The sequence below is a fragment of the Methylotenera versatilis 79 genome (genome assembly GCF_000384375.1).
Lineage (GTDB): Bacteria > Pseudomonadota > Gammaproteobacteria > Burkholderiales > Methylophilaceae > Methylotenera_A > Methylotenera_A versatilis_B.
Genome location: NZ_ARVX01000001.1, coordinates 502638 through 523973 on the forward strand (window position 1 = coordinate 502638; position 21336 = coordinate 523973).

Annotated in this window: 27 protein-coding genes and 5 tRNA genes; 1 reads left to right on the plus strand and 31 read right to left on the minus strand. The window is 42.0% G+C overall.

Annotated features, from left to right (window positions below; translation table 11 throughout):
- Positions 1-185 precede the first annotated feature (185 nt).
- From rplL to METVE_RS0102645, 18 genes are all read right to left on the minus strand, one after another.
- Entirely contained in the window at positions 186-560 is a 375-nt protein-coding gene (gene rplL / locus METVE_RS0102560) for a 50S ribosomal protein L7/L12 (RefSeq protein WP_020166887.1), read from the minus strand.
- A gap of 56 nt (positions 561-616) precedes the next feature.
- On the minus strand, positions 617-1105 hold the full coding sequence (gene rplJ / locus METVE_RS0102565) for a 50S ribosomal protein L10 (RefSeq protein WP_020166888.1): 489 nt from the start codon (positions 1103-1105) through the stop codon (positions 617-619).
- Positions 1106-1453: 348 nt separating this feature from the next.
- Positions 1454-2137 carry a 50S ribosomal protein L1 gene (gene rplA, locus METVE_RS0102570; protein WP_020166889.1) on the minus strand — a complete coding sequence of 228 codons (684 nt, stop codon included), beginning with the start codon at positions 2135-2137 and terminating at the stop codon, positions 1454-1456.
- A gap of 1 nt (position 2138) precedes the next feature.
- Positions 2139-2570, minus strand: coding sequence for a 50S ribosomal protein L11 (gene rplK, locus METVE_RS0102575; RefSeq protein WP_020166890.1), 432 nt, complete (start codon positions 2568-2570; stop codon positions 2139-2141).
- Positions 2571-2796: 226 nt separating this feature from the next.
- Complete coding sequence (gene nusG / locus METVE_RS0102580; protein WP_020166891.1) at positions 2797-3333, minus strand: transcription termination/antitermination protein NusG; 537 nt, start codon at positions 3331-3333, stop codon at positions 2797-2799.
- Entirely contained in the window at positions 3333-3680 is a 348-nt protein-coding gene (gene secE, locus METVE_RS0102585; RefSeq protein ID WP_020166892.1) for a preprotein translocase subunit SecE, read from the minus strand. Before secE ends, nusG begins: the two co-directional genes overlap by 1 nt.
- Positions 3681-3764: 84 nt before the next feature.
- A tRNA-Trp gene (locus METVE_RS0102590) sits at positions 3765-3840 on the minus strand.
- 74 nt (positions 3841-3914) lie between these two features.
- Positions 3915-5105, minus strand: coding sequence for an elongation factor Tu (tuf, locus tag METVE_RS0102595; RefSeq protein WP_020166881.1), 1191 nt, complete (start codon positions 5103-5105; stop codon positions 3915-3917).
- A 181-nt stretch (positions 5106-5286) separates the two neighbouring features.
- Positions 5287-5361: transfer RNA gene (locus tag METVE_RS0102600), tRNA-Thr, on the minus strand.
- A 95-nt stretch (positions 5362-5456) separates the two neighbouring features.
- A tRNA-Gly gene (locus METVE_RS0102605) sits at positions 5457-5532 on the minus strand.
- A gap of 77 nt (positions 5533-5609) precedes the next feature.
- A tRNA-Tyr gene (locus tag METVE_RS0102610) sits at positions 5610-5694 on the minus strand.
- 143 nt (positions 5695-5837) lie between these two features.
- Positions 5838-5913, minus strand: a tRNA-Thr gene (locus METVE_RS0102615).
- A 121-nt stretch (positions 5914-6034) separates the two neighbouring features.
- Entirely contained in the window at positions 6035-6469 is a 435-nt protein-coding gene (locus METVE_RS0102620; RefSeq protein WP_020166893.1) for a ClpXP protease specificity-enhancing factor, read from the minus strand.
- A 37-nt stretch (positions 6470-6506) separates the two neighbouring features.
- Entirely contained in the window at positions 6507-7106 is a 600-nt protein-coding gene (locus tag METVE_RS0102625) for a glutathione S-transferase N-terminal domain-containing protein (RefSeq protein ID WP_020166894.1), read from the minus strand.
- Positions 7107-7220: 114 nt separating this feature from the next.
- Positions 7221-7928 carry a cytochrome c1 gene (locus METVE_RS0102630; RefSeq protein WP_020166895.1) on the minus strand — a complete coding sequence of 236 codons (708 nt, stop codon included), beginning with the start codon at positions 7926-7928 and terminating at the stop codon, positions 7221-7223.
- Between the two features lies 1 nt (position 7929).
- Complete coding sequence (locus tag METVE_RS0102635) at positions 7930-9243, minus strand: cytochrome b (protein WP_020166896.1); 1314 nt, start codon at positions 9241-9243, stop codon at positions 7930-7932.
- Between the two features lie 2 nt (positions 9244-9245).
- Positions 9246-9923, minus strand: coding sequence for a ubiquinol-cytochrome c reductase iron-sulfur subunit (petA, locus tag METVE_RS0102640; RefSeq protein ID WP_020166897.1), 678 nt, complete (start codon positions 9921-9923; stop codon positions 9246-9248).
- A 201-nt stretch (positions 9924-10124) separates the two neighbouring features.
- Positions 10125-10886, minus strand: a complete 762-nt coding sequence (locus METVE_RS0102645) for a Nif3-like dinuclear metal center hexameric protein (RefSeq protein WP_020166898.1) — start codon at positions 10884-10886, stop codon at positions 10125-10127.
- A 58-nt stretch (positions 10887-10944) separates the two neighbouring features.
- Between METVE_RS0102645 and METVE_RS0102650 the strand changes: the two genes are divergently transcribed.
- Positions 10945-12129, plus strand: a complete 1185-nt coding sequence (locus METVE_RS0102650) for a Do family serine endopeptidase (RefSeq protein WP_020166899.1) — start codon at positions 10945-10947, stop codon at positions 12127-12129.
- Between the two features lie 17 nt (positions 12130-12146).
- Here METVE_RS0102650 and tatC read toward each other — a convergent pair whose 3' ends face one another.
- The 13 genes from tatC to hisD all read right to left on the minus strand — a co-directional run bounded on the left by tatC (position 12147) and on the right by hisD (position 21303).
- Positions 12147-12905, minus strand: coding sequence for a twin-arginine translocase subunit TatC (tatC, locus tag METVE_RS0102655; RefSeq protein WP_020166900.1), 759 nt, complete (start codon positions 12903-12905; stop codon positions 12147-12149).
- A gap of 5 nt (positions 12906-12910) precedes the next feature.
- Positions 12911-13354, minus strand: a complete 444-nt coding sequence (gene tatB / locus METVE_RS0102660; RefSeq protein WP_020166901.1) for a Sec-independent protein translocase protein TatB — start codon at positions 13352-13354, stop codon at positions 12911-12913.
- A gap of 5 nt (positions 13355-13359) precedes the next feature.
- Complete coding sequence (tatA, locus tag METVE_RS0102665; protein ID WP_020166902.1) at positions 13360-13584, minus strand: Sec-independent protein translocase subunit TatA; 225 nt, start codon at positions 13582-13584, stop codon at positions 13360-13362.
- Positions 13585-13632: 48 nt separating this feature from the next.
- Positions 13633-13953 (minus strand): histidine triad nucleotide-binding protein, encoded by a 321-nt coding sequence (locus tag METVE_RS0102670; protein ID WP_020166903.1) that lies wholly within the window; start codon positions 13951-13953, stop codon positions 13633-13635.
- Complete coding sequence (locus METVE_RS0102675; RefSeq protein ID WP_020166904.1) at positions 13953-14270, minus strand: phosphoribosyl-ATP diphosphatase; 318 nt, start codon at positions 14268-14270, stop codon at positions 13953-13955. Before METVE_RS0102675 ends, METVE_RS0102670 begins: the two co-directional genes overlap by 1 nt.
- Before the next feature lie 49 nt (positions 14271-14319).
- Complete coding sequence (hisI, locus tag METVE_RS0102680; RefSeq protein ID WP_020166905.1) at positions 14320-14718, minus strand: phosphoribosyl-AMP cyclohydrolase; 399 nt, start codon at positions 14716-14718, stop codon at positions 14320-14322.
- Between the two features lie 13 nt (positions 14719-14731).
- Positions 14732-15499 carry an imidazole glycerol phosphate synthase subunit HisF gene (gene hisF / locus METVE_RS0102685; RefSeq protein WP_020166906.1) on the minus strand — a complete coding sequence of 256 codons (768 nt, stop codon included), beginning with the start codon at positions 15497-15499 and terminating at the stop codon, positions 14732-14734.
- A gap of 42 nt (positions 15500-15541) precedes the next feature.
- The gene (gene hisA / locus METVE_RS0102690) at positions 15542-16279 is read right to left on the minus strand and encodes a 1-(5-phosphoribosyl)-5-[(5-phosphoribosylamino)methylideneamino]imidazole-4-carboxamide isomerase (RefSeq protein WP_020166907.1); all 738 of its coding nucleotides are present in this window, start codon (positions 16277-16279) and stop codon (positions 15542-15544) included.
- A gap of 79 nt (positions 16280-16358) precedes the next feature.
- The gene (gene hisH, locus METVE_RS0102695; protein ID WP_020166908.1) at positions 16359-17012 is read right to left on the minus strand and encodes an imidazole glycerol phosphate synthase subunit HisH; all 654 of its coding nucleotides are present in this window, start codon (positions 17010-17012) and stop codon (positions 16359-16361) included.
- Positions 17013-17046: 34 nt separating this feature from the next.
- Positions 17047-17634, minus strand: a complete 588-nt coding sequence (gene hisB / locus METVE_RS0102700; protein WP_020166909.1) for an imidazoleglycerol-phosphate dehydratase HisB — start codon at positions 17632-17634, stop codon at positions 17047-17049.
- A 156-nt stretch (positions 17635-17790) separates the two neighbouring features.
- Positions 17791-18675 (minus strand): 3-hexulose-6-phosphate synthase, encoded by an 885-nt coding sequence (hxlA, locus tag METVE_RS0102705; RefSeq protein ID WP_020166910.1) that lies wholly within the window; start codon positions 18673-18675, stop codon positions 17791-17793.
- Between the two features lie 236 nt (positions 18676-18911).
- On the minus strand, positions 18912-19994 hold the full coding sequence (gene hisC, locus METVE_RS0102710) for a histidinol-phosphate transaminase (protein WP_020166911.1): 1083 nt from the start codon (positions 19992-19994) through the stop codon (positions 18912-18914).
- Positions 19995-20007: 13 nt separating this feature from the next.
- Complete coding sequence (hisD, locus tag METVE_RS0102715) at positions 20008-21303, minus strand: histidinol dehydrogenase (RefSeq protein WP_020166912.1); 1296 nt, start codon at positions 21301-21303, stop codon at positions 20008-20010.
- Positions 21304-21336: the final 33 nt, after the last annotated feature.

Below are 21336 nucleotides of genomic sequence, written 5' to 3' on the forward strand. Positions count from 1 at the left end.
TGATTTCTAACATCATTATTTTCAATGATTAGATTTTAGTTAACGATTAAATTGAGGCAAAAAATCGTTACATTTTGTTACTCGGTTACTTTTTTGAGTTGTAATATTTTGTTACAACTATCACTGCTTAAAAACGGCTAAGGCTGACGGTTTCCCGTCAGCCCAAGTACGTTCAAATCTTACTATTACTTGATTTCGCCAGTCGCGCCAGCCTCGATCAATTTTTTCAATGCTGCATCAGCATCTGCTTTATTAACGCCTTCTTTAATTGCTTTTGGTGCGCCGTCAACTAAGTCTTTAGCTTCTTTCAAACCAAGCGCCGTTAATTCACGAACTGCTTTAATAACGCTAACTTTTTGGTCGCCAGCTGTTAACAAGATCACGTTGAATTCAGTTTGCTCAGCCGCTGCAGCTGGAGCTGCGCCGCCTGCTGGACCAGCTACTGCTACTGCAGCTGCTGATACGCCGAATTTTTCTTCGATTTCTGTAATTAAAGCAGTTAGCTCTAATACTGTCATTTTACTTACTGCATCTAAAATATCTGCATTTGAAGTTGCCATTTTTATTTCCTAAAATTAAATTATGTATCTGATTAAGTTAAGCTATTTGAAACAGGCTAAGCTGCTTTAGCGTCACGAACCGCTGCAATTGCGCGTGCAAATTTAGTTGGCACTTCGTTAAGTGTACGTGCAAATTTAGCAAGCAACTCTTCACGACTGAGCATTGATGCTAAGGCTTGAACGCCCGCAACATCTAGCAACTGATTTGGTACTGCACCTGCTTTGATCACAAACTTGTCGTTTGTTTTAGCGAAGTCGTTTAACACTTTAGCGGCGGCCACTGGATCTTTACTAATACCAAAAATCAATGGACCAACCATGCCGTCAGCAAGACTCGAAAACGCTGTGTTTTCAACTGCACGACGTACTAAAGTATTTTTTAGTACACGCAGATAAACATCAGATTTTCTTGCACTTGCACGTAGCGTTGTCATGTTAGCCACACCTGTGCCGCGGTATTCTGCGATCACGATTACTTGTGCATTAGCTACTTGTTCGCTTACTTCAGCTACAACTGCTTTTTTCTCTGTAAGATTCAGACTCAAAGTCTTTTCTCCTTTCCGTTAAAATCTCTGTTTCATTTCTGAACCAGAATGAGCTTCTAAACAATAGTCTAGAAACCATTTTACGGCGGCCTTAATCAGGTTTTATTACTTAATATCCTGTATCTGGTTACGCCATCTGCGTTGGTATTAGCAAATTAAAATAGAGGACTTAAGCCTGTAGAACACTTAAAAATCGCCCATTTTTGTTTACTGCAATTAAATCCATTTCGGATACCAACGGTCTTTGATGTTCTTGAGATTTAATTAAATAAAGGCTAACCCAATAAAATAGTCAAATCACAAGCCCAAAGTTCTTTCATTGAGCAGCTTCAGCCACTCAATTATTTCTTATGCAACAGTTGCTTGATCAACACGTACGCCAGCACCCATTGTGCTAGATACAGAAACTTTCTTTAAAAACACGCCTTTACTTGCAGCTGGTTTAGCCTTAGTTAATGCATCTAATAAAGCAGCTAAGTTGCCTTGTAATTGATCAACCGTAAATGATGCACGGCCGATTGTGCAATGGATGATGCCGCCTTTGTCTGTACGATATTGCACTTGACCCGCTTTTGCATTTTTAACCGCAGTTGCTGCATCAGGCGTTACTGTACCTACTTTTGGGTTTGGCATTAAACCGCGAGGGCCTAAAACTTGACCCAAAGTACCAACAATACGCATCGCATCTGGCGTTGCAATTGCTACGTCGAAGTCTAAGAAACCAGCTTTAACTTTTTCAGCTAGATCTTCAAAGCCTACGATATCAGCACCAGCTGCTTTAGCAGCTTCCGCTTGCGCACCTTGCGCAAACACAGCTACGCGAGTTACTTTACCTGTACCATTTGGCAACACCAAAGCACCACGAACCAATTGGTCTGATTTACGTGCATCAATACCTAAATTCACTACAGTATCGATTGACTCGTTAAATTTTGCAGTCGCATTTTCTTTAACTAAAGTTAACGCTTCTGTTACTGGGTAAAGTTTATTGCGGTCAATCTTTGCGCGAAGCGCATTAATACGTTTAGCCATGTTATACACCCTCCACTTCAATACCCATACTACGTGCGCTGCCTGCAATAGTACGCACTGCAGCGTCCATGTCTGCCGCTGTTAAGTCAGGCATCTTAGTTGTTGCAATTTCTTCCGCTTGTTTGCGTGTGATTTTGCCAACTTTATCGGTATGAGGTTTTGGTGAGCCTTTGGTAATACCTGCCGCTTTTTTGATTAGAATCGTTGCTGGCGGTGTTTTCATCACGAATGTGAAGCTCTTATCCGCAAACGCTGTAATCACAACAGGAATTGGCAAACCAGGCTCAACGCCTTGTGTTGCAGCGTTAAACGCTTTACAGAATTCCATAATATTCAAACCGCGTTGACCCAATGCTGGGCCAACTGGAGGACTTGGGTTGGCTTTACCTGCAGGAATTTGCAGCTTAATGTAGCCAATGACTTTTTTTGCCATGGTATAACTCCTAATGTGGGTACAAACGCTTACCGAATAAAAACTTCGTCGCCATCCATCGTTGTCATCACAAAAAAGATCGCTTACATACAAAACGTATGTGGCGCGCTATTTTTTACAATGACGCCTTGACTGGCTTAGAACTTTTTATTCGGGATTTTATAAAGCTCCCCGTTGATAAATACTGCTTAATACTTTTTACAACAAATCTAACAAATCTACTTACTTAAACTTCTTTTTCAATTTGGCTGAAATCTAATTCAACTGGTGTAGCGCGACCAAAAATGACCACTGAAACACGCAACTTACTTTTCTCGTAGTTGATATCTTCAACCGCACCAGAGAAATCTTTAAATGGACCATCAATCACACGCACAATCTCACCTTTTTCAAAGGTTAACTTTTGTGTTGGATTAGACTTACTGTCATCCATGCGCTGTAAAATAATTTCAACTTCTTTATCTTTAATTGGCGTTGGACGCTGGGCGCTACCACCAATAAAGGCCGTTACACGTGGCGTACTTTTGATTAAATGCCAACTTTCGTCAGACATGCTCATTTGCACCAGCACGTAGCCCGGATACAAGCGACGCTCTGTAATTTTTTTAACGCCAGACTTCATTTCAATGACTTCTTCAACTGGCACCAAAATATCACCAAATTGATCTTGCAAGCCAGAACGTGTAATACGCTCTTCAATGCCTGCTTTTACTGATTTTTCCATACCGGAAAAAGCTTGGACTGCATACCAACGCATACTCATTAAGCACTCCGTCCCATTAACCATTGCACCATATAAGCAAATCCGATATCAACCACCGCCAAGAAAGCCGCCATTACCAACACCAATAAAAATACCGCAACGGTAGTTTGTATAGTTTCTTTTCTGGTTGGCCAGACTACTTTTTTTGCTTCCGCAATTGACTCACCAATAAAACCTAGCGAAGCTTGGCCTTGAACGGTAGTCCATAAAACAGCAATAGCCGCGGCAAAACCTGCTAAAACAGCAAGAATCCGCAGCACAAGCGCCTTATCTGCCAGCAAATAAAAGCCAGCGATACCAGCCGCCAACAGCAATGCAGATAACACCAGCTTAATTTTGTCTATCATGTTTTTATAGTCTTAACTTTTAATTAGCTTACTTACTAAGCTTTTACGTCAAATTGTCCGCATTAAAATGCGGCTTATTAAATATGGCAGGCCAAGAGGGTGTCGAACCCCCAACCCTCGGTTTTGGAGACCGATACTCTACCAATTGAGCTATTGGCCTATTTAACTTTTACTAAAACCACAAAAACTACGCTGAGTTGTTAGCGTAGTTTTTGCATTAAAACTTAATACTTACTATTCAATAATCTTAGCGACCACACCAGCACCCACAGTACGGCCACCTTCACGGATAGCGAAGCGTAAGCCATCTTCCATCGCGATCGGTGCGATCAAAGCAACTGTGATTGATACGTTGTCACCTGGCATGACCATTTCAGTACCTGCTGGCAATTCAACTGCACCAGTTACGTCTGTGGTACGGAAGTAGAATTGTGGACGGTAGCCGTTGAAGAATGGTGTGTGACGACCGCCTTCATCTTTACCTAGCACGTAGATTTCTGCTGTGAATTTTGTGTGTGGTTTGATAGAGCCTGATTTAGACAATACTTGACCACGTTCGATATCTTCACGTTTTGTACCACGTAGCAATACACCAACGTTGTCGCCCGCTTGACCTTGGTCTAGTAATTTACGGAACATTTCAACACCAGTACAAGTGGTTTTTACAGTTGGTTTGATACCAACGATTTCGATCTCGTCACCGACTTTTACAATACCACGCTCAATACGGCCTGTTACTACTGTACCGCGACCTGAGATTGAGAATACGTCTTCTACTGGCATTAAGAACGTGCCGTCGATTGCGCGTTCTGGCATTGGGATGTAGCTGTCTAAGGCTTCTGCTAATTTGAAGATTGCTGGTTCGCCGATTGGTGATTGGTCACCTTCTAAAGCGAGTTTAGCTGAACCGTGAATAATTGGTGTGTCGTCACCTGGGAAGTCATATTTGCTAAGCAATTCACGCACTTCCATTTCTACTAGCTCTAATAACTCAGCGTCATCTACCATGTCTGCCTTGTTTAGAAACACAACGATGTAAGGTACGCCAACTTGACGAGCAAGAAGGATGTGCTCACGTGTTTGTGGCATTGGACCGTCAGCTGCTGAACATACTAGGATAGCGCCGTCCATTTGTGCTGCGCCTGTGATCATGTTTTTAACGTAGTCAGCATGGCCTGGGCAGTCTACGTGTGCGTAGTGACGGTTAGCCGTCTCATACTCAACGTGGGCAGTATTAATGGTAATACCACGTGCTTTTTCTTCTGGTGCTGCGTCAATTTGGTCGTAAGCTTTGGCTTCACCACCGAATTTTTTAGACAGGATTGTGGTAATCGCTGCTGTTAATGTTGTCTTACCATGATCCACGTGGCCAATCGTGCCGACGTTGACGTGTGGCTTGGTCCGTTCAAATTTGCCTTTTGCCATCTCTACAATCCTTTGCTTAATCTTTTTATCGATATAATTTTAATAAAATTTTATTAACTTAACGCTCTGTTTTTACCTGAATTTATCAGGCCTTAAAAGTTTTATTTAACTTAATAAAACTTTAACACTACAACTATTAAAACCATTTTCACTTATCAATCATTCTTACTTGGCGCTTTCATGGTGCCCATGGCGGGAATCGGACCCGCGACCTCTCCCTTACCAAGGGAGTGCTCTACCACTGAGCCACATGGGCGCTTGTCTTTTTGACCATGATTCTTAGCGTAGCTTTTAACACCCTTGCTAAACGTAACATTTAGCAAGCTAAGCCACTTTAAGAAACCCAGCATTTGGAGCGGGCGACGAGGCTCGAACTCGCGACATTCAGTTTGGAAAACTGAAACTCTACCAACTGAGCTACACCCGCATAGCCATTAAAATCAACGTCAACAGGCTTAATAGCAACCGCTTACCGCTACTACTTCATTGCAAACTACTAAATTTTGGTGGAGGGGGAAGGATTCGAACCTTCGTACTCAGAGAGAACGGATTTACAGTCCGTCGCCTTTAACCACTCGGCCACCCCTCCTAACCGAACCCGCGATTATGCTGATTTTTTGACATACTGTCAAACAAATTGAGCATTTATTTAACGATTAAAGCTGAGTGTATTTTGCGTTAAATGCAACATACTAAAAACTTTAATCGCTATGTGGATTTTGAGTGAGAATTTGGTGCCGGATGTCGGAATCGAACTGACGACCTTCGCATTACAAGTGCGCTGCTCTACCAACTGAGCTAATCCGGCTTTTTCTTGAAGGCGTGACTATAACAATTTTATTTATTAAAGCCTAGCCCCTTTTAGAAAAATAAATGACTTTTATAGTATTTATTTTGACTTGGGCATTACTTGCTTGTTATTTGCTGCATTACTTAACGATAGTTAAGGTTGGTTTCTTTTTCTCGGGCGTGCTGACTGACTTAGGTGATGCCGCATTAGTTGCGTTATCGGAATCAATATTAATTGATTCATTTTTTGTGTTAACTTTTGCATCAATTTCAAAAAACATACCCTGACCATTTTCTCTGGCGAAAATACCCTTAACTGCTTGCATCGGCACATAAATATTTTGCGATACACCACTAAAACGTGCAGAAAACACAATCGCTTCATTATCCATATGCAAATCTTTGGTGGCCGAATAATTAAGATTAAGTACGATCTCACCATCTTTTACAAACGCCACTGGCACCCGCGTTTGTGGGTTAACAGCAACCAATAAATGCGGGGTTAGATTATTATCAACGCACCATTCATGAATGGCACGAACCATATAAGGTTTAGTGGATATTAAGTCACTCATGTGCTTTAAACTTTAGTGAATAAATTAAATATTCAATCTATTTGCGCATCGCTTTTTCTGAAGGCGTCATCGCATCTGCATACAATGGGCGCGAGAATAAACGCTCTGCATATTTAAGCAATGGCGAAGCTTGGTTTGGCAACTCAATACCATAATGCCCTAAACGCCATAATAAAGGCGTAACAGCCACATCTAACATGGAATAATCGTCACCTAACAAATAGTTTTGCTTGCTAAAAATAGGCACAATTTGCGTTAGGTTATCGCGAATTGTTTTACGTGCTTTATCTGCAATTTCCTGATTATCCGACTCCACATCTTTAATGTGATCGAATAAATCTTTTTCAAAATTATACAAAAACAATCTAGCGCGCGCGCGCATGACTGGATCTGCTGGCATTAATTGTGGGTGCGGAAAGCGCTCATCAATGTATTCATTGATAATGTTCGCTTCACTTAACACTAAATCGCGCTCAACTAATACCGGCACTGCGTTATACGGGTTTAACACGGCCAAATCTTCTGGCTTATTGGCTAAGTCTACGTCAATCACTTCAAAATCCATGCCTTTTTCAAACAGCACAATACGGCAGCGATGGCTAAACGGATCGACCGTGCCTGAGTATAATTTCATCATAATCTTTGTTTCTTTCTTAAATTAGAAATGCGTTCTAATCGCTCATTTTTGCGACACTAATTATCAGCATCGCTGTATTTCTATTTAATGCTTACTTTATTGCTTAACTAGCTATTACTTAATATCTTTCCAGTATTCAGTTTTGAGTTTTTTAGCCAAAACTAAAAGCACACCTAAAAACAGCAATACCCACCAACCCATGTGCTTACGGCTTTGCTTACCAGGCTCAGCCATAAACGCCATATAGTTGGTTAAATCAGCAACGAATGCATTGTATTCAGATGGACTCAATTTGCCTGGTTTTAACAGCTCTAACTGATGCGTTTCATGATTCAGCACTTGCTCACCTTGCAACTCATACAACACATGTGGCATGGCTACTTTCGGATACACCGTATTATTCCAACCCGTTGGCGTTGTGCTGTCACGATAAAATCCGCGCATATAGGCGTAGACCCAATCCGCGCCACGAGCACGCACTTCAACCGACAAATCTGGCGGCGTTACACCAAACCATTTTTTTGCTTCCACTGGATCAATCGACACCTGCATGGTGTCACCCACTTTTTCACCGGCAAACAACAAATTATCTTTGATTTGTTTTTCGGTTAAACCAATATCCATCAAGCGGTTATAACGCATGTATTTTGCACTATGGCAATTAAGGCAATAATTCACAAAAGAATGCGCGCCGCGTTGTAATGAAGCTTTGTCGCTAGGATTAATCGGCGCAGTGATGCTAATTTCCGATTCATTTGCCAGCGCAATAAGTGGCAAAAATGCTAATAAAGTTAATAGTTTTTTGATGTTAGAAATTTTCATATCAACCCACCACTCTCTCTGGCACAGGCTTGGTTTTATCTTTTGCTGTGTACCAAGGCATTAAGATAAAGAATGCAAAGTAGATCACAGTAAAAACACGCGCAACCACTGTCGCACGATCTGCACCGCTTAACCAGCTACCAAATTGGCCCCAAATATTTGATGGAACCGTACCCAAATAACCTAACACTAAAAAGCTCACGACAAACGCAGCTAGCCATTTTTTATACAATCCACCACGATAGCGAATGGACTTCACTGGGCTTTTATCCAGCCAAGGCAATAACGCAAATATCATGACTGATAGACCCATCGCTGCCACACCTGGAAACTGTGAGTTAAAAATCGGCGGCACAGCACGTAAAATTGAGTAATACGGAGTGAAATACCAAACGGGTGCAATGTGCGCAGGCGTTTTAAGCGGATCTGCTGGAACAAAGTTATTGGCTTCAATAAAGTAGCCGCCCATTTCCGGCGAAAAGAATAAGATGCTGGCAAACACGATTAAAAACACCACCACGCCGACCAAATCTTTAACCGTGTAATAAGGGTGAAATGGAATGCCATCCAATGGAATACCGGTTTTTTTGTCTTTTTTGGCCTTGATTTCGATACCGTCAGGATTATTCGAACCGACTTCGTGTAAGGCAACCAAATGCACAGCCACTAAACCAGCCAACACAAACGGCAACGCAATCACGTGAAAAGCAAAAAAGCGGTTCAAGGTTGCATCAGATATTAGGTAGTCGCCACGCAGCCATTCCGATAAATCAGGACCAATGAATGGAATTGTCGCGAACAAGTTCACAATCACTTGCGCACCCCAATACGACATCTGCCCCCAAGGTAATAGGTAACCAAAAAACGCTTCACCCATCAACACTAAGAAAATGCCAACGCCAAATAACCAAATTAACTCTCTTGGATTTCTGTAAGAGCCATAAATCAAGCCACGGAACATGTGCAAGTAAACCACCACAAAAAACATGGAAGCGCCAGTAGAGTGCATGTAACGAATGATATTGCCGCCAAACACGTCACGCATGATGTATTCAACTGAAGCAAATGCTTGTTGCGCATCTGGCTTATAGTGCATGGTTAAGAAAATGCCGGTAACGATCTGCAGCACCAGAATTAACAAAGCAAGCGAGCCAAAAAAATACCAAAAATTGAAGTTTTTTGGTGCGTAATATTCGGTTAAGTGCGCTTTAACAAAACTGGTGACTGGCAATCTTGCATCAACCCAACCCATTAAACCGTTTGGTTCGGTTTTGCCCGCTTCGATTTTAGATGATTCTATTTTGGATAGCGCCATGATTAAGCCTCCGCTTTCGTGTCAACACCAATCAGCAGAGTTGTGTCAGTTAAGTATTGATAAGGTGGCACTACCAAATTGATTGGCGCAGGGGAACCTTTAAAAACGCGACCTGCTAAATCGAATTTTGAACCATGACAAGGACAGAAAAAACCACCTGTCCAGTTTTCACCCATATCACCACCTGCTTGTATTTTTTCAGTAGGTGAACAACCAAGATGCGTGCAAATACCAACCACTACAGCTAAATTAGGCTTGATAGAACGACTGGCATTTTTGCAATAAGTTGGCTGCTGCGGCACTTCACAATTAGGGTCAGAAAGCTGATCATTGTGTTTCGCAAGTTCTGACGTCATTTGATCGGTACGATTGATAATCCACACAGGCTTACCACGCCATTCGGCAGTGATCATAGTGCCTGGTGCAATTTTGCTAACATCCACTTCAACTGGCGCACCAGCGGCTTTTGCGCGCTCACTTGGCAACATGCTACCCACAAATGGAACCGCTACTGCCGCAGCGCCTAATGCGCCAACACCTGCAGTTGCTGCGATTAAAAAGTTACGTTTTTCTTGGTTAACTTTAGAAGGAGCGGAAAATGATAATCCTTGATTATTGCTTAAATCTTTATTAGCTGAATCTTTACTAGATGCGTCTTTGTCAATTTTGTTGTCTGACATTGTTTTCCTTTAACTTGCCTTTTTGGGGCAATGCTATTAATGATGGCGCTGAATTAACATTAATCTGCCCAACCAATTAATGTTAATAAATGTGCTTAATTGCAAAGCGCATGATTATACAATTTTTTGCAAAATAAGCCAAATATATTTTCATAAGTAGTTGAAAATTAACAATTAATACGACTTACTTATTATTGTTAACTACACAGGATTGTCGCAATCTATAAACGTATGCTTCAAGCCAAATGCTTGCGCTAAATGTTCGCCTAACGCTTGCACACCGTAACGTTCTGTTGCGTGATGCCCTGCTGAAATATATGCGATACCCGCTTCACGCGCGACGTGTACAGTCGGTTCAGAAATCTCACCGCTGATATAAACATCAGCGCCAGCTTCAACTGCTTGCTCTATGTATCCTTGCGCAGCGCCTGTGCATAAGGCAATTTTCTGTATTGGCCGCTCTAAATCGCCAATCACCTGTGAAGGGCGATTAAGCGCCAAATTTAAACTTTCAACAAATTTTTTGAGCGATAACGACTGATTTAATTCAGCCAAAGCAATCAAATTTGGCTCATTTTTATGTTTCTGACCAGCCCAGTTTGTTATGGTTAACCCTAATTTCTTTGCTAGCATCACATTATTGCCGAACTCAGCATGTGCATCCAACGGCAAATGATAAGCAAGCAGACTGATATCATGTTTCAGCAAAAACTGAATACGGCGTTTTTTAATGCCAATAATTGGCATGGACTCACCTCGCCAGAAATAACCGTGATGCACTAATATCGCATCTGCATTGGCCTCAAATGCCGCTTCGAGCAAGTTATAGCTGGCAGTCACGCCTGTCACAATATGTCTGACTTCTGACTTGCCTTCCACTTGCAAACCATTTGGGCAGTAATCGTTAAAACGTTCAGGTTGAAGTAATTGATTTAAATAGTTATTCAGGTCACTTAATTTCATGCGTATTCGCCCTTATTTCACCTATACTAATAGTCATCACATTTTAGCAGTTTAAAACATGCAAAGAATCTGGCTTATTTTTGCGCAATCGGTCACCGCCTGCCTAGGTATTTTATTTGTATTGCGTTTGTTTTATCCGCAACTACTCAATACAGCACAAGAACCTATCACCATTAAACAGGTTCAACCTAACCTCAAAGCTGGCACGATCAGTCCTAAAGTCACCTCTAAAGGAAGCTATAGTGAGGCTGCAAGAAAAGCCATGCCAGCGGTGGTTAACATCTTCACATCTAGCCAAAAAACGACAGCTAATCCTCAACAGCAATATAAAGATGACCCTTTATTCAAGCATTTTTTTGGTGATCAGTTAGAAAACAATGAAGATGAACAGCCAGATAGCAGTCTCGGTAGTGGTGTTATCGTTAGCGAACAGGGTTTAATTTTAACCAATGACCACGTTGTGGCCAGTGCAGACGAAATTGAGATTTTATTATCTGATGGCAGAAAATTACCGGCAAAAGTAGTGGGTACTGACCCCGAAACAGATCTGGCAGTGATTAAAGTCGATGCAGATAAATTACCTTCTATCACCTTTGCAGCAACGGATAAATTAGATGTCGGCGATGTGGTATTGGCGATTGGCAATCCGTTTGGTGTCGGGCAAACCGTCACCCAAGGCATCGTGAGTGCGCTTGGTCGTAATCATTTAGGTATCAATACTTTCGAAAACTTTATTCAAACCGATGCTTCAATCAACCCTGGCAATTCTGGCGGCGCATTGATTGATACTGAGGGAAATTTGGTTGGTATTAATAGCGCTATTTATTCACGCAGTGGCGGCTCTATGGGTATTGGCTTTGCGATACCGGCAAGCTTGGCCAAACAGGTGATGGAACAAATTGCGTTAAGTGGTAGCGTTACCCGTGGCTGGATTGGTATTGAAGCGCAAGACATCACGCCAGAACTGGCCGAATCATTTAAGCTAGATAAAGTGCAAGGTTCGCTGATTGCAGGTGTGTTGCGCGACAGCCCAGCGTATGTTGCTGGCGTTAAATCTGGCGATGTTTTGCTAGCAATTAATAATCACGAAGTAACCGATAGCAGCAGCATGCTCAACATTATTGCCGTGCTAAAACCGAATGAAAAAGCAGTGTTAACACTTGCTAGAAATCAAAAAAATATCAAAATTGGTGTATTAATTGGTAAACGGCCCAAGCCAACAGCAGTAAGAAAACAAGATTAAAGCATCATTAGCATTTATTAAGTTTCACTAGCTTTTGTTTCACTAGCTTTTAGTGAGTTGGTTTTAGGCGTTGTATATAACGCCACCAAAATACCCACTTCATATAAAAGCCACAATGGCACGGCCAACATAAACTGCGAAATAATATCAGGTGGCGTAAAAATAGCGCCCAAGATAAAAGCGCCAACAATCACATATCCGCGCACCTCTTTCAATTGTGCAATGCTCACCCAACCAAAACGTGCAATTAGCACCACGGCAATCGGCACCTCAAACGCTAAACCAAACGCCATAAAAAGCGTCAATACAAAATCTAAATACTCAGCAATATCTGTCATCACTGCAACGCCTGCTGGCGCACTATGTATGATAAATCCAAACACTGTGGGAAAAACGGCAAAGTACGCAAATGCCATCCCAATTACAAATAGCAAACTACTTGCCACAATAACTGGCACCATCAATTTTTTTTCATGATTGTATAAACCGGGCGAAATAAATGCCCAAATTTGATACAAAGTATGTGGTAGAGAAATTACGAAAGCCGCCATCATTGCCACTTTCATCGGCACGAAAAATGGTGTAGTCACTGCGGTCGCAATCATCTGACCACCAGCAGGCAGCTTAGTAAGCATCGGCTCTGCCAGCAAAGCGTATATTTTATTGGCGAAAGGAAATAGGCCAATAAATACGATGACAAAACCCAATACGATTCTGAGCAGTCGATTACGCAACTCAATTAAATGTGAGATAAACGATTCAGTAGGCGTGGGCATTTGCGCTAAACCTCAACTTTTTTTGTTTTTTTAACGGGTTTAGCTTTAACGACTTTTTCTGAACCTTCAGAAATAACTTTAGTAGATTTCGCCCGCGGTTTTCGAGCAGTTGTTTGTTTTTGAATCGGCGCTTGATTTTGAGCAAGATTTGGCGCAGGTTCAGCTTTACTACTACCTAAATCTGCAATTGAATTTTCAACTTGATTGACTTGTTGATGAATATTTTGCTCTGCACTAACAACCGCATGGCTGATTTCTTGCTGCAATTTTTGCAATTCTTCAAACCGAAATTCGCGATTGACCTCTTCTTTTACCTGTGTCGCGTAACGTTGCATGCGCCCAGTCAACGCGCCTATCGTGCGTGCTACTTTTGGTAATTTTTCTGGGCCAATAACCAATAAAGCTACGATAGCAATGACAAACAGTTCCGAAAAGGAAATACCAAACATTACAATTAACTCTTAGTCTTGTGAGTGACTTCACCTTCAATAGTTGTGCCAGATTGATGTGGCTGAGTATCAACTTTAGCGTCAGTTACCTGCTCATCTTTCATGGCCTTTTTAAACTCATTTACTGCACCACCAACATCGCTACCCATATTCTTTAATTTTTTAGTGCCAAATATTAAAACGACAATCAATAAGACGATTAACCAATGCCACAAACTGAATGAACCCATGATGCTCTCCTAAATTTAGTTATTTAGCTAATTTGCTTTTGTAGGCAATTAATTGCCGCCAAATACATGAACGTGAATATGAAATACTTCCTGACCGCCTTCGCGACCAGTATTGATCAGCGTTTTAAAGCCTGTCAAGCCTTGGCTTTCTGCCAATTTCGGCGCCAACAATAATGCTTTACCCAATAAGGATTCTTGTGCTTCTGTGCAATCTTTTAAGGTTTCAATATGTTGTTTGGGTACAATTAAAAAATGTATCTTTGCCATAGGCTTAATGTCATGAAAGGCAATAAAGCTGTCATCTTCATAGATTTTTTTGGCTGGAATATCGCCAGCAATAATTTTACAAAAAATACAGTCCGCGCTCATTATTTACTTCGACTTTCTTTCTCTGTAATACCAGACAAACCTTCACGGCGCGCTAGTTCGTCCAGCACATCTTGCGGTTTTAAACCTGCGTGACTCAGCATAATCAAGGTATGAAACCACAAATCAGCAGTTTCATAAATAATTTCTTCTTTGTTACCACCTTTGGCTGCAATGACTGTTTCAGTCGCTTCCTCACCAATCTTTTTTAAGATACTGTCTAACCCTTTAGCATACAGTTTCGCCACATAAGACGAAGTTGGATCAGCGGCTTTACGCTGTTCCAACAATTCTGCTAATCGATCTAATACATCATTCATGCTATTCAGTCTTAATCACTAATAATCTTTAAAAAACCATCGCGAAAAATCAATCGTGATATATCGTTTTAGGGTCTTTTAGCACAGGCTGGTCAATTAACCATTGCGCTTGCGAATCTTTATCTTGTTCTAGCTTCTTAAAAAAACAATTATGTCGACCCGTATGGCAAGCGATTCCACCAATTTGTTCCACTTTAATCAACACAACGTCTTCATCACAATCCAGACGAATCTCATGCACTTTTTGCGTGTGACCGGATTCCTCACCTTTACGCCATAATTTATTACGTGAGCGCGACCAATAAACAGCTTGTTTTGATTCATTGGTTAACTGTAAAGCTTCGCGATTCATCCACGCAAACATTAACACACGCCCACTATCAAATTCCTGCGCAATTACAGGCACCAAGCCGTTTGCATCCCAATTTACTTCATCTAACCAATTCATATTGTCAGCCCGCTCAAAGTCTAACCTCAATTTTGTGGCTACGCATATATTCTTTTGCCTGCTGGACTGTGTATTCACCATAGTGGAAAATACTCGCCGCTAGCACAGCATCCGCGCCGCCAATAGTCACACCATCAACCAAATGCTGTAAATTACCGACACCGCCAGAAGCAATCAATGGCACATCTACCGCATCTGAAATCGCGCGATTTAATGGATTATTAAAACCAATTTTCGTACCGTCTCTGTCCATGCTGGTGACCAATAATTCACCTGCACCCAAACTGACCATATATTCAGCCCATTTGACTGCATCTAGCCCTGTCGCTTTACGGCCGCCATGGGTAAAAACTTCCCATTCAAATGGCTGATTGTCTACCTTTTTAGCATCGATGGCTACTACAATGCATTGTGAACCGAATCGCGCAGCGGCATCTTGTACCACTTGTGGATTCAATACGGCGGTCGTATTTATACTGACTTTATCAGCACCCGCGTTGAGTAAACGACGCACATCCTCCACCTCGCGCACGCCACCACCAACTGTTAAAGGAATAAATACTTGGCTGGCCACTTGCTCGATAATATGTAGAATCAAGCCGCGATTATCTGAGCTGGCAGTAATGTCTAAAAAAGTGAGTTCGTCTGCACCTTGGTCATCATAGCGCTTGGCAATTTCAACCGGGTCGCCAGCATCACGCAACTCTAAAAAGTTGATGCCTTTCACCACGCGACCATTGGTCACATCTAGGCAAGGAATGATGCGCTTTGCTAATGCCATTGGCTTAAATCCACTTCATTATTTTGAGCTGATTTAAAGTCATTAACTCAGCGAGTCTGCAAGACTTTGTGCAGCGGCAAAATCCAGTGTGCCCTCATAGATCGCACGACCTGTAATCGTACCAATAATACCCTCACTTGCCACCGCGCACAGTTTGCGCACATCATCTAAATTAGTTACACCGCCTGAAGCAATCACAGGAATAGTTAAGGCTTGGGCTAAGGCAACTGTCGCCTCGATATTCACGCCAGTTAACATGCCATCGCGGCCAATATCTGTGTAAACAATGGCATTAACACCATAATCTTCAAACTTTTTAGCCAAATCAATCACATCATGTCCGGTGAGTTTCGACCAACCATCAATCGCCACTTTGCCTTCTTTTGCATCTAAACCGACCATAATTTGACCAGGGAAAGCATAACAAGCTTCATGTAAGAAGCCCGGCGTTTTAACAGCTGCTGTGCCAATAATCACGTAATCGATACCGTCATCTAGATAACGCTCTATGGTTTCCAGATCGCGAATACCACCACCTAATTGAATAGGAATTTCACCTTTAACAGCGTTTACAATCGACTTGATGGCATTCTCGTTAACAGGCTTGCCTGCAAATGCGCCGTTCAAATCGACTAGATGTAAACGCTTGCCGCCTTGATCAACCCAATGCCGCGCCATCGCGCCTGGATCTTCTGAAAATACGGTGGATTCTTCCATAAGGCCTTGTTTTAAACGTACACAATGGCCATCTTTGAGATCAATTGCAGGAATAATAAGCATGATTGTTATTGATTAAAAATTACAAAAAAAATGGAGTTAAAGATTCTAGTTTATCAAGTCTTCACTTGTTAACTGCTGATTAAGGTTTCCAATATACAAAATTGCGCAGTAATTGCAAGCCGGCTTGCGCACTTTTTTCTACGTGAAACTGTGTTGCGAATATATTATCTTGCGCCACAACACTGCAAAAACGCTCAGGATATTCAGTTTCACCGACAGTTAAAGCAGCATCCAAAGGGGCGGCATAATAACTATGTACATGATAAAACCGCGTGGCATCTTCAATATCTTGCCACAAGGCGTGCGGCTTATCTTGGTCGTTTTTTAATTGATAGACTTGATTCCAACCCATGTGTGGAATCTTCAATTTCTCATCATTCACTATTTGATGCGCCGCAAAACGTTTCACATCGCCTTTAAATATGCCCAATCCAGCTGTATCGCCCTCTTCAGAGTGTTCAAACAACAATTGCATGCCGATGCAAATACCTAAGAAAGGTTTATTGGCTGCTGCATACAGGATGGCATCACGTAAGTTTCTACTATCTAATTCGCGCATGCAATCTGGCATTGCGCCTTGCCCAGGAAAAACAATGCGCTCTGCCAGCTGAATCACAGAAGCATCACTGGTGATGACAACCGATTTACCCTGCGCGACATGCTCAACCGCTTTAGAAACGGATCGCAAATTGCCCATGCCGTAATCAACGACTGCAATATCTATTTTAGTCATGTGCTAATTTAATCAATTATTGGTACCGCAGCGATTATAAGCTGCCTTTGGTAGATGGCATGATGCCCGCCATGCGTGCATCGGGCGTAACTGCCATGCGCAAAGCGCGTCCAAAAGCTTTAAATATCGTTTCAGCTTGATGGTGCGAATTGTGGCCTTTTAAATTATCGATATGTAGTGTGACATTGGCGTGATTCACAAAACCTTGAAAAAATTCGTGTACTAAATCAACATCAAACTCGCCAATTGCGGCACGCGTAAATTGGCAATTAAATTCCAAACCAGGACGACCTGATAAATCCAACACCACGCGACTTAACGCTTCATCAAGCGGCACATAAGCATGGCCATAGCGATTAATGCCTTTTTTATCGCCCACTGCTTTTGAAAATGCCTGGCCTAAAGTAATACCGATATCTTCAACAGTGTGATGTGCATCAATATGCAAATCACCTTTGGCCTGAACGTTAATATCCATCATGCCATGGCGTGAAATCTGATCCAGCATGTGGTCTAAAAAACCGAGCCCAGTATTAAATTGTGAAGTGCCGTTGCCATCGATATTAATCGAGACAGTAATTTGCGTTTCTAATGTGTTGCGGATGACTTCAGCTTGGCGCATGGGTAACTTAAATGAAAACAATCAATAATTTAACCGTATTTTAACTCAAACTAAGCCTTGGGCGCAAAGTCACCCTAAATAAACACAGCAAATAAAAAAGCCGACTAAATAGTCGGCTTTTTACCATGCTAAATATTGCTTAGCTTGAAAAAACTATTACTGAGCCGCAGCTGGCGCTGCTTCTGCTGGAGCAGTTTCAGCTGGTGCTTCTGGAGCCGCTTCAACTGGTGCAGCTTCTTCAACTGCAGCTGGTGCTTCAGCCGCTGGAGCCACTTCTTCAACAACTGGCGCGTCAACTGGCGCTTCTTGAGCTGGTTTATTACCAGTTAATAGATATAAACCTAAAAGTACTGCACCTGCGATTAATGCCCATGGTAAGTATTTACCAAGACCACCAGCTGCAGCTGAGTTGCCACGTGCTAAGCCTGAAATTTCAGCAGCTGAAGCTGCTGGATCTGCTGCGCCATAGATTGCTGCACCAGCAACCACGATATCAGCACCTGCATCAACTACTTGGCGAACTGTTGCCGCTTTAACACCGCCAGCAACAGAAACTTTAGCGCCGGTGTTTAAACCAGTAATCAAAGCCAAATCAGCAAAAGGTGTTTGACCAGCTGCTTGTTGATCTAAACCAGTGTGAACACCAATGATGTGCGCGCCTAATTTTGCGACTTCTTTAGTACGTGCCACTTTGTCTGTTACGTTAATCAAGTCAACTTGTGCTTGTTTACCATATTTATTAGCAACATCAATTACACCCTTGATAGTACCAAGATCAGCAGTACCAAGAACAGTAACGATGTCTGCGCCGGCTTTGTAGAATGGCTCAGCTTCGTAGAAACCAGCATCCATTGTTTTCAAGTCAACTAAGATTTTGTTGTTTGGAAATTTTGCACGCAATGTTTTTAATAATTCAATACCATTGTGTTTAATGCAAGGTGTACCGATTTCTAAGATATCTACGTGTGGTGCTACTTTAGTTGCCAATGCAACTGTTGCGTCAAAATCTAATGAATCTAATGCCATCTGGGTTTGTGCCATGGTGCCTATTCCTCCGAGCTCGCTAATAATTTAAAAGGGTTCGATAAAATTATTTGATTAAAAAATTAATATTCTGTAGTTATTTTGTTTTAATTCAAAGTAATTTTACAAAATACTATTTGCACATTTTGTACATTTCGACATCATAACCGCAATTGATTCAATATTTCAACAATTTGGTCATAATTTGATTACAAAACAAGTACCTTAGCGTACTTATGCGCCAGTTGTATCAGTTAATCTGATTTTAAAATCGTTGTAAGTGCTTGTATAAGGCTATTTGATTGCGCATCTGTGCCTATAGTGATGCGAATATATGGCGCGATTCTTGATGGTTTTTTAAAGTGTCGCACAATGATATTGTGCTCACGTAACTTTTCCGCCAACTCAGCACCACCCAGCGTTTTGTGTTTTGCAAATATGAAATTAGCGCCTGATGGCAAACTTTCAAAATTGAGTGCTTGCAAGTCGTTAACCAATTGATGCCTTGTCGCGACTACTTTTGCACAAGTCTCATCAAAATAAGCACTGTCTTGCATGGCGGCAACTGCACCTGCTTCAGCAAATCGATCAATTGGATAGGAGTTGAAACTATCTTTGACACGGACTAGCGCTTCGATTAAGTCCTTATTCCCCAACGCATAGCCCACACGCAATCCCGCTAATGAGCGCGCTTTTGAGAGCGTATGTGTGACCAGTAAATTGGGATAAGTATTGATTAACTTAACCGCCGATTCTGTACCAAAATCCACATAAGCTTCATCAATTACCACAACCGAATGCGTATTTTGGCGTAGCAATTGTTCTATGTCTGAAAGCGCTAACGGAACCCCTGTTGGCGCGTTAGGATTCGGAAAAATAATGCCACCATTAGGTCGCGCATAGTCATGGATATCAATGTTAAATTGTTTATCCAACGCGATGGTTTCATATTGAATACCATACAGCCCACAATAAACTGGATAGAAACTATAGGTAATGTCAGGAAATAACAGCGGCTTTTCATGTTTTAATAAAGCCTGAAAAACATGCGCCAGCACTTCGTCAGAACCATTGCCGACAAACACTTGATTGGGCTTTATATCGATGCCTTGCAAACTAAAGTTTTGTGCAATAGCCGCTTTGAGTTTGTCAGAATTCGGGTCTGGGTAAAGCCTTAAGCTATCAGCAGCTTCTAACTTTAGTGCTTCAATCACTTTAGGGCTTGGGCCATAAGGATTTTCGTTTGTGTTAAGTTTAACCAGACTATTTAGTTTAGGCTGCTCGCCCGGCACGTAAGGTGTCAACTTATGTACAACATCACTCCAGAATTTACTCATTGAAATAATCCCACTATTTCAAGCGATATTCAGCTGATCTTGCATGCGCGGTTAAACCTTCGCCATGCGCAAGTGTAGAAGCAATTTTGCCCAATTTTTGCGCGCCATCTTGAGAAACCATAATCAGGCTTGAGCGCTTTTGAAAATCATATACACCCAAAGGACTAGAAAAACGCGCAGTACGCGAAGTCGGCAACACGTGATTCGGTCCTGCGCAATAATCACCTAGTGCCTCGCAAGTATCACGCCCCATAAAAATAGCACCTGCGTGTCTAATCTTCTTGCTCATTTCAAGCGGATTTTCAACAGATAATTCCAAATGCTCTGGCGCAATGTAGTTGCTGATTGCAATCGCTTCATCTAAATCTTTGGTTAAGATTAACGCGCCGCGGTCTGATATCGAGGTATTGATAATATCTTTGCGCGGCATGGTTTCTACCAGTTTTTGCATGCTGGCAGCAACTGCATTTAAAAACGTCGCATCTGGGCTTAACAATATAGACTGCGCTAATTCATCATGTTCCGCTTGGCTGAATAAATCCATCGCAATCCAGTCAGGATTAGTCTTACCATCGCAAATCACCAAAATCTCTGAAGGCCCAGCAACCATATCAATACCCACCACACCAAATACACGGCGCTTTGCTGCTGCAACATATGCATTACCTGGCCCAACGATTTTATCTACTTGCGGCACGGTTTGCGTGCCATAAGCCATTGCACCTACAGCTTGCGCGCCACCGATACAGAATACGCGGTCAACGCCTGCAATCGCAGCTGCCGCCAAGACTAAGGCGTTTTTTTCACCATTTGGCGTCGGCACCACCATGATTAACTCTTGAACACCCGCCACTTTTGCCGGAATCGCATTCATTAATACTGAAGACGGATAAGCGGCTTTTCCGCCTGGTACGTATAAACCAACACGGTCTAATGCAGTCACTTGCTGACCGAGTAAAGTGCCATCTGCTTCAGTGTAGCTCCATGATTGCATCACTTGTTTTTCATGGTAACTTTTCACTCTATCAGCAGCCGCCTGCAAAGCTGCGCGTTGCTCAGTTGGCAATCCATTTAATGCCGCTTGTAATTCAGCTTGGCTAATTTCCAACTCAGCTAATTGAGTCGCATTTGTTTTATCAAAACGATTGGTGTACTCCAATACCGCAACATCGCCGCGGGCCTTTACGTCTTTCAATATATTGGCTACAACCACGTCTATAGAATCATCCTGCGCGGTTTCAAACGCCAGTAAGGCTTTCAAATCCGCATCAAATGTCGATTCTTTTGTGGATAAACGTCTAATCTTCATGACTCAAATACTTTCACATTTCTTTTGAATACT